Below are 14,056 nucleotides of genomic sequence, written 5' to 3'. Positions count from 1 at the left end.
GAGGAAAAAGTGCAGGAGCTACCGCTTGCGTGCCCGCCAATCCTCACGGCTCTGGCCCCAGATCTCCACCGCATGATCGTTGTAGGGCGCCGGCAGCATGCCCATGCGCAGGAAGCGCGAGCCCAGCCGGCGGGCCACCTGCTTCGACGGGTCGTTCGGAGGGGAGATGGAGTGGATGATCTCCGTCCACCCGAGGTGCTCGAAGGCCCAGTCGATGGTGGCCGCCGCGCCTTCCGTCGCGTAGCCCTTGCCCCACGCGTCGCGCGACAGGCCCCAGCCGACCTCCGGGCCCGGCCACTCCGCGGGTTGCCAGGGCCCGAGCCGGCCCACCCACTTGCCGGTGGACTTCTCGAAGACGGAGAACATGGCGAAGCCCTGGAGCACCCAGGAGCCGGCCATGGCGCAGACGGCGCGCCACACGTTGGAGCGGGGCTGGAGGCCGCCGATGTACCGCGCGGTCTCCTCGTCCGCCATCATCGCCACGAAGCCCTCCAGGTCCTGGAGCGTGGGCGGACGCAGGATGAGGCGCGGCGTTTCGAGGGTGGGCCCCAGGATGGGCGGGGTGTGCATGTCCGGTCTCCTGGCGCCAGCGACGTGCTGGCGCGTGGAGCGGACCTTAGCGCTTCAGGCCGCGCTTGATGTCCGCGCAGAGCTGCTTCGCCGCGGCCGGACCGTCCGAGTGGGCGGCCTTCACCAGCGCGCTGCCCACCACGACGCCGTCCGCGTGGGCCACCAGCGGCCGGGCCGTCTCCGCGTTGGAGATGCCGAAGCCCGCCACCACCGGCACGGACGCGGCGCGCTTCACCAGGTCCAGCCGCTGTGACAGGTCCGGCGGCAGCTCCGTGCGCATGCCGGTGACGCCCGCCACGGACACGCAATAGACGAAGCCCCGCGCGTCCTTCGCGATGGCCTCCGCGCGCGCGGGCGGCGTCGTGGGCGCGCACAGGGGCACCAGGTCCACGCCCTCCTTGTCGAACGCGGCGCGGATGCTCGCGCTCTCTTCCGGCGGCAGGTCCGGGAGGATGGTGCCGGAAATGCCCCGCTCGCGCGCGAGCTTCGCGTAGCGCTCCTCGCCCATGGCCATCACCACGTTGACGTAGGTCATGATGACCAGCGGCGTCTCCGGGCAGCGGCGGCGCACCTCCGGCACCACTTCGTCCAGCACGCGGCGCAGCGTGGCCCCGGCCTTCAGCGCCCGCTCCGACGCGGCCTGGATGACGGGGCCGTCCGCGATGGGGTCGCTGAACGCCACGCCAATCTCCAGCACATCCGCGCCGCCCTCCACCATGGCGGCGAAGACGTCCACGGACTTCGGCAGGTCCGGGTCGCCCGCCATCGCGTACGCCACCAGCGCGCCTTCTCCCCGGGCCTTCGCCCGGGCGAACGCCTTGCCCAGCTCCGTGCTCATGACTTCACCCCCGTCGCAGGCGGCACTCCGCGCGCCGAGATGGTCGCCACGTCCTTGTCACCCCGGCCCGAGCAGTTGATGACCAGGTGCTTGCCCTTGCCCATGTCGCGGGCCAGCGCGCGCGCCGCCGCGAACGCGTGCGACGTCTCCAGCGCGGGGAGGATGCCCTCCGAGCGCGCGACCTCGTAGAAGGCGGTGAGCGCCTCATCGTCCGTCGCGGTGCGCACCTCCATGCGCCCCGTCTTCGCCAGGTGCGCCAGCTCCGGCCCCACGCCCGGGTAGTCCAGGCCGGCGGAGATGCTGTGCGCCTCTTGAATCTGGCCGTTCTCGTCCTGGAGCACCAGCGAGCGCGAGCCGTGCAGCACGCCCTCCGTGCCCAGCGTCAGCGAAGCGCCGTGCTGGCCGGAGTCCAGGCCGTGGCCTCCCGCCTCCACGCCGACGAGCCGCACCGCCGTGTCCGGGATGAAGGGGTGCAGCGCGCCGATGGCGTTCGAGCCTCCGCCCACGCACGCGATGATGGCGTCCGGCAGCCGGCCCATCGTGGCCAGCGTCTGGGCGCGAATCTCGCGGCCGATGACGGCTTGGAAGTCGCGCACGATGGTGGGGTAGGGGTGCGGGCCCGCCGCGCTGCCGATGACGTAGTAGGTGTCCTGCACCTGTGACACCCAGACGCGCATGGCTTCGTTCATCGCGTCCTTGAGCGTGCGCGAGCCCGACTCCACCGGCCGCACCACCGCGCCCAGCGCGCGCATGCGGAAGACGTTGAGCGCCTGTCGCTCCACGTCCAGCGCGCCCATGAACACCTCGCAGGGCAGGCCGAAGAGCGCGCACGCGGTGGCAGTGGCCACGCCGTGCTGGCCCGCGCCCGTCTCCGCGATGATGCGCTTCTTGCCCATGCGCCGGGCGAGCAGCACCTGGCCCACGGTGTTGTTGATCTTGTGCGCGCCCGTGTGCGCCAGGTCCTCGCGCTTGAGCCACACCTGCGCGCCACCCCACGACTCCGTGAGGCGGTGCGCGGGCGTCAGCGTGGTGGGACGGCCCACGTATTCGCGCAGCACGCGGGTGACTTCCTCACCGAAGGACGCGTCCTGCTGCGCCTTCGCGTAGGCCTCTTCCAGCTCCATCAGCGCCGGGACCAGGGTCTCCGGCACATAGCGTCCGCCGTAACGGCCGAAGCGGCCCACGGCAGTGTCCGTCGTCATGGCACGACTCCTCAGAGGTTGAGGGACTGGACCGTGCGCACGAAGGCGCGCACCGCGTCCAGGTCCTTGATGCCAGGGGAGGACTCCACTCCGCTGGCCACGTCCACACCGTAGGGCCGGGTGGCCTTCACGGCCTCGGCCACGTTGGAAGGCTTGAGGCCGCCCGCCACCAGCACCGGCAGGCCGCAGTCCGACAGCTGCTTCACCAGCGCCCAGTCGAAGGTGACGCCGCCGCCGCCGTAGCCCGGGGCCGCGCCGTCCAGGAGCAGCCCCGCTACATCACCCACGCCCACGTAGCTTTTGGCCTTCTCCACGTCGTCCGGCCCGCGCACGCGCAGCGCCTTGATGATGGGCACGCCGTAGCCGGAGCAGTCCTCGGGGGGCTCGTCGCCGTGGAGCTGCACGGCGGTGAGGCCGCACTCGTGCACTCGCACGCGTACGTCGTCGCGGGTCGCGTTGACGAACACGCCCACCATGGCGGCCAGAGGGGGCCTCGTGCGCGCGATGCTCACGGCCCTGGCCAGATCCACGAAGCGGGGGGAGCCCGGATGGAAGTTGAGTCCCATCGCGTCCACGCCCGCCGCCCAGACGCCCTTGGCGTCCTCGACGCGCGTCACGCCGCAGACCTTCACCAGGACCTTCATGTCCCGCCGCCTTCCAGGCCGAGCAGCCGTCGCAGGGCCCGGCCGGGGTCCGCGTCGCGCAGGAGGGATTCGCCCACGAGCACGGCGTTGGCGCCCGCGTCTCGCGCGGCGGTGAGGTCCGCCAGGTGCTTGAGGCCGCTCTCCGCCACCAGGGCGGTGGACCGGGAGCGCAGCGCGGGCATCACCCGGAGCGCCGTGCCGGTGTCCGTCTTCAGCGTGGCGAGGTTGCGGTTGTTGAGGCCGATGATGCTCGCGCCCGCGGCGAGCGCACGTTCGGCGTGCGCCTCCGTGTGGGCTTCCACGAGCGCGGCCACGCGCACCTGCTTCGCGGCGGCGAGCATCTCCCGGAGCTCCGAGTCTCCGAGCGCGTCCGCGATGAGCAGCACCGCGTCCGCGCCCCAGGCCGCGCTCTCCTCCACCTCGCTGGCGGCGACGAGGAAGTCCTTACGGAGCACGGGGATTGAGACGGCGGCCCGGACCGCGACCAGGTCCTCCAGGCTGCCGCCGAAGTCCGGCCCGTCCGTGAGCACGCTGATGGCGCAGGCGCCCGCGGCTTCGTAGGAACGAGCCACCGCGACCACGTCCGCGTGGGGGAAGGCGCCGCCCGAGGGGCTCTTGCGCTTCACCTCCGCGATGACGTTGACCGGATGTCCGAGCGTGCGCCGCACCAGCGCCTGCGCGAAGTCCCGCGTCGGGGGATGCGCGCCGTGCGTGGGCGGCGGGCGGGTGCCCAGCTCCCGCCGCTTGCGCGCCATGATGACGTCCAGCGTGCCCGGTGCTTCAACGGGCTTCGCTGCCGAAGAGGAGGTCGTCATGCCGCGACCCTCTGGATGAGCGCCGCGAGCTTGCGTTCGGCGGCCCCGGAGTCGATGGCGTGCTCGGCCCGCTTCACGCCCTCCTTCAGGGTGTCCACCATCCCCACGATGAGCAGCGCGGCGGCCGCGTTGAGCAGCACCGCCGTGCGCACTCCGTCACGCTCCCCCGCGAGCAACCCGCGCAGGCGCTTCGCGTTCTCGTCCGCGTCGCCTCCCGCGATGGACTCGCGCGGCACCGTCGTCAGCCCCGCGTCCTCCGGCGTCACCGTGAAGCGGCGCACGGTGCCGTCCGCGCACAGCTCCGCGACCTCCGTGGGCGCGCACGGCGAAATCTCATCCAGCCCGTCGTGCCCGTGCACCACCCACGCGCGCCGGCTGCCCAGCCGCCCCAGCACGCGCGCGGTCTGCTCCACTCGCTGCCGGTCGAACGTGCCCAGCAACTGGTAGCGCGCGCCCGCGGGGTTCGTCAGCGGCCCCAGCAGGTTGAACACGCTGTGGAAGCCCAGGTCCCTGCGCGCCTGCGCCACGTGCTTCAAGGCACTGTGGTGCGAGGGCGCGAAGAGGAAGCCCACCCCGTGCTCGTCGATGTCTCGCGCCACCTGCGCGTGCGCCCGCTCCATGGACACGCCCAGCGCCGCCAGCACGTCCGCGCTGCCGCAGCGGCTGGAGACCGCGCGGTTGCCGTGCTTGGCCACCGTCACCCCCGCCCCGGCGGCCACGAAGGCCACCGCGGTGGAGATGTTGAAGGTGTGCGCTCCGTCACCCCCCGTACCGCAGGTGTCGAGCACCACCTCCGCCAGGGGCGCGATCTTCGCCGCGCAGGCCCGCATGGCCTCCGCCGCGCCGAGGATTTCGTCCTCGGTCTCGCCCTTCATGCGCAGCGCGGCCGCCAACGCACCGACCTGCGCGGCGGATGCCTCGCCCGCGAGCATCTGACCCATGACAGAGGCCATCTCCTCGCGGGAGAGGTCGCGCCGGCCCACCACCCTGCCCAGCGCTTCCTTGAGTGTCATGGCCTATCCCAGTCTGACCGTCTCGCGTCCCATCGCCTGGGCGATGGCCCGCACTTCACCCATGGCCTTCTCGAACTCGGAGAAGTCCAGCGACTGGAAGCCGTCCGACCTCGCGCGCGGCGGATCCGGATGCACCTCCACGATGAGGCCGTCCGCGCCCGCGGCGACCGCGGCCCGCATCATCGCGGGGACGGCCTTGCGCACGCCGATGCCGTGCGACGGGTCCACGAACACCGGCAGGTGCGTGAGCGCCTTGAGCATGGGCACCGCGTTCAAATCCAACGTGTTGCGCGTCATGTTCTCGAACGTGCGGATGCCCCGCTCGCAGAGGATGACCTGGGTGTTGCCGCGCGCGACGATGTACTCGGCCGCCATCAACAGCTCCTTGATGGTGGCGCTGATGCCGCGCTTGAGCAGCACGGGCTTGCGCGTCTCGCCCACCGCCTCCAGCAGGCTGAAGTTCTGCATGTTGCGCGCGCCCACCTGGAGGATGTCGGTGTGCTCCGCGACGGCGGCCAGCGTCGCCGTGTCCTTCACCTCCGTCGTCACCAGCAGGCCCGTCTCCTTGCGCGCCTCCGCCAGGAGCGCCAGGCCGTCACCCTTGAGGCCCTGGAACTCATAGGGGCTGGTGCGCGGCTTGAACGCGCCGCCGCGCAGCATGGTGGCGCCCGCCTGCTTCACCGCCTGCGCGGTGGAGATGATCTGCTCGCGCGACTCCACGGAGCAGGGGCCCGCGATGACGTGGATGGCGGCGCCGCCGAGCGTGAGGTTGCCCACGCGCACCAGGCTGTCCTCCGGCTTCACCTCGCGGCTGACCAGCTTGAACGGCTGGGAGATGGCGACCGCGTCCGCGACGCCGGGTAGCACGCGGAAGGGCTCCGGCTCCACCGCGCCAGGGTTGCCGGTGATGCCGATGGCGGTGCGAGAGCCCCCTGCGATCGCGTGCGGATGCCAGCCACGGCGGCGGATCTCATCGTTCACTCGCTCGATGTCCTGGTCCGTCGCGTCTGGGCGCATCACGATCAGCATGGGGGAACTCCTGCTCTTTCTCTCCGAAGGGCACGCGGGCGGATGCCTGCGTGGGTGTGCCTGGAGCACCGTGCACACGGCAACCTTTGCCGTAACTGTCGGGTGCCCGCAACCGAACCAGAGTCTTGCTTGCACGTCCTGGCGTTATCAAGCCAGGGTCCGCACGCTCGTACGGGAGGCGGACCATGGCGAAGCGGCCCGGGGTCATCGTGGTGGGCGGGGGGCTCGCGGGCCTGGCGTGTGCGACGGCGCTGCTCGAGGCCCGCGTGGACGCGCACGTGCTGGAAGCAGGGGACTCACCGGGCGGAAGAGTGCGCACCGACTCGTACGAAGGGTTCCTGCTGGACCGGGGCTTCCAGGTGTACCTCACCGCCTACCCGGAAGGTCGGCGGGTGCTGGACCTGAAGGCCCTCTCGCTCCAACGCTTCACCCCCGGCGCGAAGGTGTGGCGGGGTGGGCGGCTGCACACGCTGGCGGACCCGCTGCGGCATCCCGTCACGGCGGTGTCGCATCTGTTCGACGCACCGGGAGGCCTGTCGGACAAGCTGCGCGTGTTGGAGCTGCGGCAGCACGCGACGTCTGGCGAACTGGGCGACTTGTGGCAGCGGCCCCAGCAGGAGTCGCGGCGCTTCCTGCTGGACCTGGGCTTCTCCGAGGAGATGCTCGAAGCTTTCTTCAAGCCCTTCCTCGGCGGCATCTTCCTGGAGCGAGGGCTGACGACGTCCAGCCGGATGCTGGAGTTCGTGTTCCGGATGTTCGCCACGGGCTACGCGGCCGTGCCCGCGCAGGGGATGGGCGCCATCCCCGAACAGCTGGCGGCGAAGCTGCCCTCGGGCGCGCTGCGGATGCGCGTGCGCGTGGAGGAGGTCTGGGGGCACCGCGTGCGCCTGCCGGGCAGTGAGCTGCTGCACGCGGACGCCGTGGTGGTGGCGACGGACCCAGGCAGCGCGGCGTCGCTGCTCGTGGGCATGCCCGCGCCCCGGATGAACCGCGTGACGTGTCTGTACTTCGCGGCGCCGGAGCCCCCCGTGGAGGGGCCGTGGCTCGTGCTCAATGGCGAGGGGCGCGGACCGGTGAACAACCTGGCGGTGATGAGCGAGGTCTCCGCCGCGTACGCGCCCCAGGGCCAGGCGCTGGTGTCCGTGTCGGTGGTGGACGACCCGGGCGGCGCGGACTCACTGGAGGCGCGCGTGCGTGCTCAGCTCACGGAGTGGTTTGGCGCGGCGGTATCCGCGTGGCGGCATCTGCGCACGTACACACTCGCGGAGGCACTGCCCGCGCAGCCTCCGTCCGCGCTGGTGGAACCGCACCGGCCCGTGCGGCTGGCCGCTGGGCTCTATGTGTGCGGAGACCACCGCGAGAATGCGTCCATCGACGGAGCGCTCGCGTCGGGGCGCCGCGCGGCGGAGGCGGTGTTGCAGGACCTGGGGAGATAGTCCTCCCTGTTGCCTGTGAAGCAGCGCGTTGCCTTCCAGACAACACCTCGCGTGAGGGTGAAACCGCGAAGGAAGGGAGACCCGCCAGCCAGGCCCCGGACAGCTGGACGCGTTGCCCGCAGCGGACCTAGGGTCGGACGCTCTCACACGTTCTTCCAAGGAATCCGTTCATGCTCCGCCGCCTTGCCCTCCTGGGTTTGCTCGGTCTCGTGGCTTGTCCCGGCGACAACAGCGACGACGACGACACCGATTCGACGAAGGGGACCGTCGCGGGTTCCCTGCAGCCGTTCCAGGCTGGCTCCGCCGCCGCGAACGCCGGGTCCTCGCTGGATGCGTTCTTCTCCCTGCCGGGCGCGAAGAACCTGTCCCAGAAGGTCTCCAAGGCCCTGGCTGCGCAAGGCGTGTGGCGCACGGGCATCCCGTCCAAGCAGCTGACGCACGAGGCGTCGCTGCTGCCGGGAGAGATCATCATCCGCTTCGACACGCCGGGCCTGTCCGCGGAGGAGGCCGTCGCGCAGGCGCGCGTCGCGGGCTACCACGTCGTGCACCAGGCCTTCCTGAGCGATACGCAGCACCTGCTGCGCTACGAGGTGAGCCAGCCTCAGGCGATGTCCGGCGGCGCGCCCACCGTGCGCGCGCTCACCCAGGCGGAGCACGTGCGCGTGCTATCCCAGGTGCTGGCCGTGCAGGGCGTGCAGAACGCGGAGAGCAACGTCCGCGTGCGGGCGCAGGCCGTGCCGAATGATCCGCTCTACTCGCGGCAGTGGCACTACAAGAACATGAACCTGCCGGCGGCCTGGGACCTGGGCACGGGCAGCGGCTCCATCGTCGTGGCGGTGGTGGACACCGGCATCACGTCGCATCCGGACCTGAACTCGCGCGTGCTGCCGGGCATGGACCTCATCTCCAGCCTCACCAACGCGGGCGACGGAGATGGCGTGGACACGGACCCGACGGACAACGGCAAGGACCTGCCCAACGGCGGCTCGTCGTTCCACGGCACGCACGTGGCGGGGACCATTGGCGCGTCGTCCGACAACGGCTTGGGCGTGGCGGGCGTCACCTGGTCCGGCCGCAACATCCTGCCGGTGCGCGTGCTGGGCACGCAGGGCGGCTCGCTGGCGGACATCATCGCCGGCGTCACCTGGGCCAGCGGCGGCCCCGTCACCGGCGTGCGGTTGAACACCACGCCCGCGCGGGTCATCAACATGAGCCTGGGCGGCGACGGTCCTGCGTCGACGGAGATGCAGACCGCCATCAACGCGGCCAACGCGCGCGGGGCCATCCTGGTGGTGGCCGCGGGCAACGAGAACGTCAACACCAACAGCAGCTTCCCCTGCAACCAGCAGAACGTCATCTGCGTGGGCGCGGTGCGCTTCAACGGCAAGCGCGCCAGCTACTCCAACTTCGGCACGCAGGTGGACGTGATGGCCGCTGGCGGCCAGACGAGCGAGGACCGCAACGGCGACGGCTTCCCGGACGGCGTGCTGTCCACGCTGCCCAACAGCACCAACCAGCCTTCCTATGAGTGGTACCAGGGCACCAGCATGGCCACCCCGCACGTGGCGGGCATCGTGGCGCTGATGCTGGCGCAGGACTCCAAGCTCACGGCGGCGGACGTGGAGGCCATCCTGAAGGACACCGCGGACAAGACGAGCCAGTGCTCCGAGGGCTGCGGCGCGGGCCTGGTGGACGCGTACGCCGCGGTGCTGCGCGCCAAGGGCGGCGGTGACCCGACGCTGCCCCCGAAGCTCGCCATCACCACCACGCAGCTGTCCTTCACCGGTGCGTCGTCGCAGGCGCTGACGGTGCGCAATAACGGCGGTGGCACGCTGCAGGTGAGCGTGGCCGTCTCCGGCGCCAACGCCTCCGCGGTGTCCGTCTCCAGCACCTCGCTGTCGGTCCCCGCGTACAAGTCCACGGCGCTGAACGTGACCGTCGCCCCGGGCTCGCTGGCGCCGGGCAGCTACGTGGCGCAGATCGACCTGACCGGCGCGTCGAGCGCGGGCAACGCGCAGGTGCTGGTGAAGTTCCGCGTGGGCGCCTCGGATGAGAAGGACGCCGTCATCGGGTTCGCGTACCTGGACGCGGCGGGCGAGGTGCAGGTCGACGACGACGGCATCTCCGTGGTGCGCGCGGCCGGTGGGTACAACTACAGCCTGAAGATGACCCCGCGCGACTACCTGGTGCTGGCGTCCATCGACGACACCGGCGAAGGGGACTACTTCGAGGACGGCGACCGCGTGGGCTTCTGGCGCGACACCACCCAGGTGGAGACCGTGACGGTCACCAAGGGCAAGACGACCAGCGACATCAGCTTCACGCTGGTGCCCTACCAGTCGGACGACGACCACACGCCCACGACGACCATCGGTGGGGCCTGCACCACCAACAGCACGTGCGGCACGGGGGGCCAGTGCCTCACCGGCACCAGCTTCCCGGGCGGCTACTGCACCCAGAGTTGCATGACGGCCGGCTGCCCGTCGGGTTCGGACTGCTACAGCAACGACCGGGGCGCCACCGCCTACTGCTTCGTGACCTGCACGCCGTCGAGCGGCAACACCCAGGGGTCGTGCCGCACGGGCTACCGGTGTGTGAGCGACGGCGCGGGCAGCGGCGCGTGCCTCCCGTAGTGTCGTGAAGGTCCGTACCGGCGCCGGCGGTGCACGCGTGAACGTGCCCGCTGGTGTCCATCGCGCCGGGGTACGCTGCCGCGCGCGATGACTGCTTCTCACGTTGGACCGCCGTCAGCCGGTGATGCGGCCCTGCCACTCTGGCGGGTCGCGGCCGCTGGCGGCGTGCTGGCCTGGACGGCGCTGGTGCACGTGCATCCGCCGCGCTTCTTCGCGGTCGCTTCCGTCTTCTGCGCCGTCTGGCTCGCGGTGACGTGGCGGGCGATGGGCCCCTGGCGAAGGCCGCCTCCCTCCCTGTCGCTCCCGGATACCGCGTGGGGTGTCGCCCAGGCGGTGGTGCTGTTCGCGGGCGCAAGGGCCTTCTTGTGGGCGTTCTGCGGAGGCTTCACCGACGCGCTCTGCGGACCGCTGCAATCCGTCTACTCGACGTTCGGCACGGGCTCTCTGGGGACGGCGCTGGCCCTGGTGTTGTTGCTCGTTCCGGCGGAGGAGCTGTTCTGGCGCGGATGGGTGCAGGGCGCGCTGCGTCCCCGGCTGGGCCGGTGGGGCGCGGTCGTTGGGTCGGCGGTGCTGTCGAGCGTCGTGCTGCTGGGCTTCGGTGAGCCGTTGCTGGCCCTGGCCGCGCTGCCCACGTCGCTCGCCTGGGGCGCGCTGGCCGAGTGGCGCCGGACGCCCGCCGCGTCCTGGGTGAGCCATGCCTTGTGGGATGTGCTCATCGTCGTGGTGTGGCCCGCGACGTGAGCGCGCGTGCCAGAATGCGCGCCCATGGCTTCGACTCCTGAGGTGGTCGTCTTCGGCGCGGGCAGCATCGGCTGTTACGTGGGTGGGCGGCTCGCCGCGACGGGCGCGACGGTGCGCTTCATTGGCCGCGAGCGGGTGGTGGCGGAGGTGCGTGCGCACGGCCTGCACCTGACGGACTGGCAGGGCGCGGACCTGAAGGTGCCCGCGGCGGACGTGCGCATCGACACGGGGCCGGAGGCGCTGTCCACGGCGGACCTGGTGCTCGTCACGGTGAAGTCCGCGGCGACGGAGGAGGCGGGGCAGACGCTCGCGCCGCGACTCAAGCCCGGGGCCGTCGTCATCAGCTTCCAGAACGGACTGCACAACGCGGCGGTGCTGCGCGGGCTGTTGCCGGGCCACACGGTGCTCACGGGGATGGTGCCCTTCAACGTCGCGGCGCAGGGGCAGGGCCATTTCCACGCGGGGTCGGAAGGCACGCTGGAGGTGGAGCGGCACGCGGCGCTCGCGCCGTTCGTGGATGCATTCACCCGCGCGGGGCTGGCGTTGAAGCAGCACTCGGACATCGTCGCGGTCCAGTGGGCGAAGCTGTTGCTCAACCTCAACAACGCGCTCAACGCGCTGGCGAACCTGCCGTTGAAGGAGGAGTTGTCACAGCGCGCATGGCGGCGGTGCCTGGCGCTCGCGCAGGGCGAGGCGCTGGCGGTGCTGGGGCGCGCCGGGGTGAAGCCCGCGAAGCTGACGCCGCTGCCTCCGGGATGGATTCCGGTGCTGCTGGGCGCTCCGGACGCGGTGTTCTCGGTGCTGGCGAAGAAGATGCTGGCCATCGACCCGAAGGCGCGCTCGTCCATGTGGGACGATCTGCACGCGGGCCGCAAGACGGAGGTGGACTACCTCAACGGCGAGGTGGTCCGGCTGGCCCACCAACACGGCGTCTCCGCGCCGGTGAACTCACGGCTCGTGGAGCTCATCCGCGAGGCGGAAGCGGGGCAGCGCCGCCAGTGGACCGGTGAGGCGCTGCTCGTGGACCTGAAGAAGGCGGAGTTGGCGAACAGGGGGTGACCTGTGCGTGGCGGGCCTCGCGACCCGCGCACGCACGGGAACATCAGCTCCGGGCGGCCACCTGCGTGAGCAACGCCGTCATGCGCCGGGCGAAGCGGTTCGGGTCGCTCAGCGGGCTTCCCTCCGTGAGCAGCGCCTGGTCGTGGAGCAGCTCAATCCATTCGCCCACCTGCGGCGCGGCCGGGTCGCTCGCGAGGAGTCCGCGCAGGTGCTCGATGACCGGGTGCTTGGGATTGACCTCCAGGATGCGCTTGATGCGCGGCATTCCCTTGCCGCGCTCCTTGAGCAGACGCTCCAGGTAGGCCGGCGTGCCGCCCTCCGACACCACCAGGCACACCGGCGAATCCGTGAGGCGGTCCGACACGCGCACCTCGCGCACGTCCTCCTTCAGCACGTCCTTCATCTTGTCCGTCAGGCCCTTGAGCCCTTCCGACTGCTGCTCCTTCGCCTTCTTCTCCTCGTCCGTGGACTGGAGCTTCAGGTCCGCGTTGAGCGCGGAGACCAGCGGCTTGCCCTGGAACTCGCGCAGGCCCTGCGCGGCCCACTCGTCCACCGGGTCCGTCATGAAGAGCACCTCGTAGCCGCGCTGCTTCAGCGCCTCCAGGTGCGGGCTGTCCGCCACCGCCTTCCGGCTCTCGCCGTAGACGTAATAGATGGCCTCCTGGCCTTCCTTCATGCGGCCCACGTAGTCCGCCAGCGACGTGAGGCCCTCCTCACGCGAGGACTCGTAGCGCACCAGCGCGCCCAGCTTCTCGCGGTGCTCCGTCTCCAGCGTCAGGCCTTCCTTCACCACCGTGCCGAAGGACTCCCAGAACGTGCGGTAGTCGTCCGGCTTGTCTTTGGCCAGCTTCTCCAGGAGGTCCAGCGACTTCTTCACCACGTGCTTGCGGATGGCGCGCACCACCGCCGAGTCCTGCAACATCTCACGCGACACGTTGAGCGGCAGGTCGTCCGAGTCGATGACGCCGCGCACGAAGCGCAGCCACTGCGGCACCAGGTCCTCGCAGCGGTCCATGATGAACACGCGCTTCACGAACAGCCGCACGCCGCGCTGCTGCTGCGAGTTCAAGTCGAACGGCGGGTGCTTGGGCACGAAGAGCAGACCCGTGAACTGCTGCGTGCCGTCCGCCTTGAAGTGCGTCCACGCCAGCGGCTTGTCGAAGTCGTGCGTCAGGTGCTTGTAGAACTCCTGGTACTGCTCGTCCGTGATTTCGCTCTTCGGACGCTGCCAGAGGGCGCTGGCCTTGTTCACCACCTCCAGCGCGGCTTCCGTGGCCTGCGTGTCCCCGCTGCCCACCTGCTTCGTCACCTGGAGCTTGATGGGGTGGCCCACGTAGTCCGAGTACTGGGTGATGAGCTGCTTCAGCTTCCACTCGTCCAGGAACTCCTTCTGGTCCGCCTTCAGGTGCAGCGTGATGGCGGTGCCGCGCGTGGCCTTCTCCGCCGGCTCCACCGTGAACGTGCCGTGCGCCTCCGACGCCCACTTCCACGCCGACGTCTCACCCGCGGCGCGGCTCACCACCTCCACGCGGTCCGCCACCAGGTACGCGCTGTAGAAGCCCACGCCGAACTGGCCGATGAGCTGCACGTCGTTCTTTCCCTTCTGCGCCAGCGCCTGGAGGAACTCGCGCGAACCGGAGTGCGCGATGGTGCCCAGGTTCTTCACCAGCTCGTCATGCGTCATGCCGACGCCGGTGTCCTCGATGGTGAGGGTGCCCTGGTCGGCGTTGGGGACGATTCTCAGCTCCAGCGCGGGCTCGTCCTTGAGCAGCTCCGGCTCCGTGATGGAGCGGAAGCGCAGCTTGTCCAGCGCGTCGGACGCGTTGGACACCAGCTCACGCAGGAAGATCTCCTGGTGGCTGTAGAGCGAGTTGATGACCAGGCTCAGCAGCTGCTGGATCTCCGCCTGGAATGAATGGGTTTCCCGCTGGGGGTGGGTCTCTGCGGACATGAAGGCCTCCGGGCGCTGACGGAACGCGCCAATGCCCTTCCCCATAACCATGCCTGCCGGCTTGTCGAGAAGAGGGAATCCGCCCACACCCGTCGCTGGGAGGCGGGGGCGGGTTGGGGTAGGGA

12 protein-coding genes are annotated in these 14,056 nt (G+C 70.8%); 4 read left to right on the top strand and 8 right to left on the bottom strand.

The annotated features are described in order from the left end of the window. Window positions 1-18 precede the first annotated feature (18 nt). From D7X99_RS34680 to aroF, 7 genes are read right to left on the bottom strand one after another with little or no spacing between them, the layout of a single operon-like run. Window positions 19-570, bottom strand: a complete 552-nt coding sequence (locus D7X99_RS34680; RefSeq protein ID WP_121781507.1) for a GNAT family N-acetyltransferase — start codon at window positions 568-570, stop codon at window positions 19-21. Window positions 571-616: 46 nt separating this feature from the next. Continuing rightward, window positions 617-1,408, bottom strand: coding sequence for a tryptophan synthase subunit alpha (gene trpA, locus D7X99_RS34675; protein ID WP_121781506.1), 792 nt, complete (start codon window positions 1,406-1,408; stop codon window positions 617-619). Then, on the bottom strand, window positions 1,405-2,610 hold the full coding sequence (gene trpB, locus D7X99_RS34670) for a tryptophan synthase subunit beta (protein ID WP_121781505.1): 1,206 nt from the start codon (window positions 2,608-2,610) through the stop codon (window positions 1,405-1,407). The genes trpA and trpB overlap by 4 nt, the downstream gene beginning before the upstream one ends. 11 nt (window positions 2,611-2,621) lie before the next feature. Further along, window positions 2,622-3,254, bottom strand: coding sequence for a phosphoribosylanthranilate isomerase (locus D7X99_RS34665; RefSeq protein WP_121781504.1), 633 nt, complete (start codon window positions 3,252-3,254; stop codon window positions 2,622-2,624). Further along, window positions 3,251-4,069 carry an indole-3-glycerol phosphate synthase TrpC gene (locus tag D7X99_RS34660; protein WP_121781503.1) on the bottom strand — a complete coding sequence of 273 codons (819 nt, stop codon included), beginning with the start codon at window positions 4,067-4,069 and terminating at the stop codon, window positions 3,251-3,253. The genes D7X99_RS34665 and D7X99_RS34660 overlap by 4 nt, the downstream gene beginning before the upstream one ends. Then, a complete protein-coding gene (trpD, locus tag D7X99_RS34655) occupies window positions 4,066-5,082 on the bottom strand; it encodes an anthranilate phosphoribosyltransferase (protein ID WP_121781502.1) in 1,017 nt (338 codons plus the stop codon). Before trpD ends, D7X99_RS34660 begins: the two co-directional genes overlap by 4 nt. 3 nt (window positions 5,083-5,085) lie before the next feature. Next, window positions 5,086-6,111, bottom strand: a complete 1,026-nt coding sequence (gene aroF, locus D7X99_RS34650) for a 3-deoxy-7-phosphoheptulonate synthase (protein ID WP_121781501.1) — start codon at window positions 6,109-6,111, stop codon at window positions 5,086-5,088. Window positions 6,112-6,296: 185 nt separating this feature from the next. On the opposite strand from aroF, the gene D7X99_RS34645 reads away from it, so the two are divergent. The 4 genes from D7X99_RS34645 (at window position 6,297) to D7X99_RS34630 (ending at window position 11,980) form a co-directional block, all read left to right on the top strand. Continuing rightward, window positions 6,297-7,547, top strand: coding sequence for an NAD(P)/FAD-dependent oxidoreductase (locus D7X99_RS34645; protein ID WP_121781500.1), 1,251 nt, complete (start codon window positions 6,297-6,299; stop codon window positions 7,545-7,547). A gap of 170 nt (window positions 7,548-7,717) precedes the next feature. Further along, window positions 7,718-10,180 carry a S8 family peptidase gene (locus D7X99_RS34640; protein WP_121781499.1) on the top strand — a complete coding sequence of 821 codons (2,463 nt, stop codon included), beginning with the start codon at window positions 7,718-7,720 and terminating at the stop codon, window positions 10,178-10,180. Between the two features lie 87 nt (window positions 10,181-10,267). Continuing rightward, the gene (locus D7X99_RS34635) at window positions 10,268-10,921 is read left to right on the top strand and encodes a CPBP family intramembrane glutamic endopeptidase (RefSeq protein ID WP_233613952.1); all 654 of its coding nucleotides are present in this window, start codon (window positions 10,268-10,270) and stop codon (window positions 10,919-10,921) included. A gap of 24 nt (window positions 10,922-10,945) precedes the next feature. Next, window positions 10,946-11,980 carry a 2-dehydropantoate 2-reductase gene (locus D7X99_RS34630; RefSeq protein WP_121781497.1) on the top strand — a complete coding sequence of 345 codons (1,035 nt, stop codon included), beginning with the start codon at window positions 10,946-10,948 and terminating at the stop codon, window positions 11,978-11,980. 43 nt (window positions 11,981-12,023) lie between these two features. Here D7X99_RS34630 and htpG read toward each other — a convergent pair whose 3' ends face one another. Then, window positions 12,024-13,931 (bottom strand): molecular chaperone HtpG, encoded by a 1,908-nt coding sequence (gene htpG / locus D7X99_RS34625; RefSeq protein ID WP_121781521.1) that lies wholly within the window; start codon window positions 13,929-13,931, stop codon window positions 12,024-12,026. Between the last annotated feature and the right edge of the window lie 125 nt (window positions 13,932-14,056).

The organism is Corallococcus sp. AB032C (assembly GCF_003668935.1).
Taxonomy (GTDB): domain Bacteria; phylum Myxococcota; class Myxococcia; order Myxococcales; family Myxococcaceae; genus Corallococcus; species Corallococcus exiguus.
This window is presented reverse-complemented; position numbering and strand designations above follow the sequence as displayed.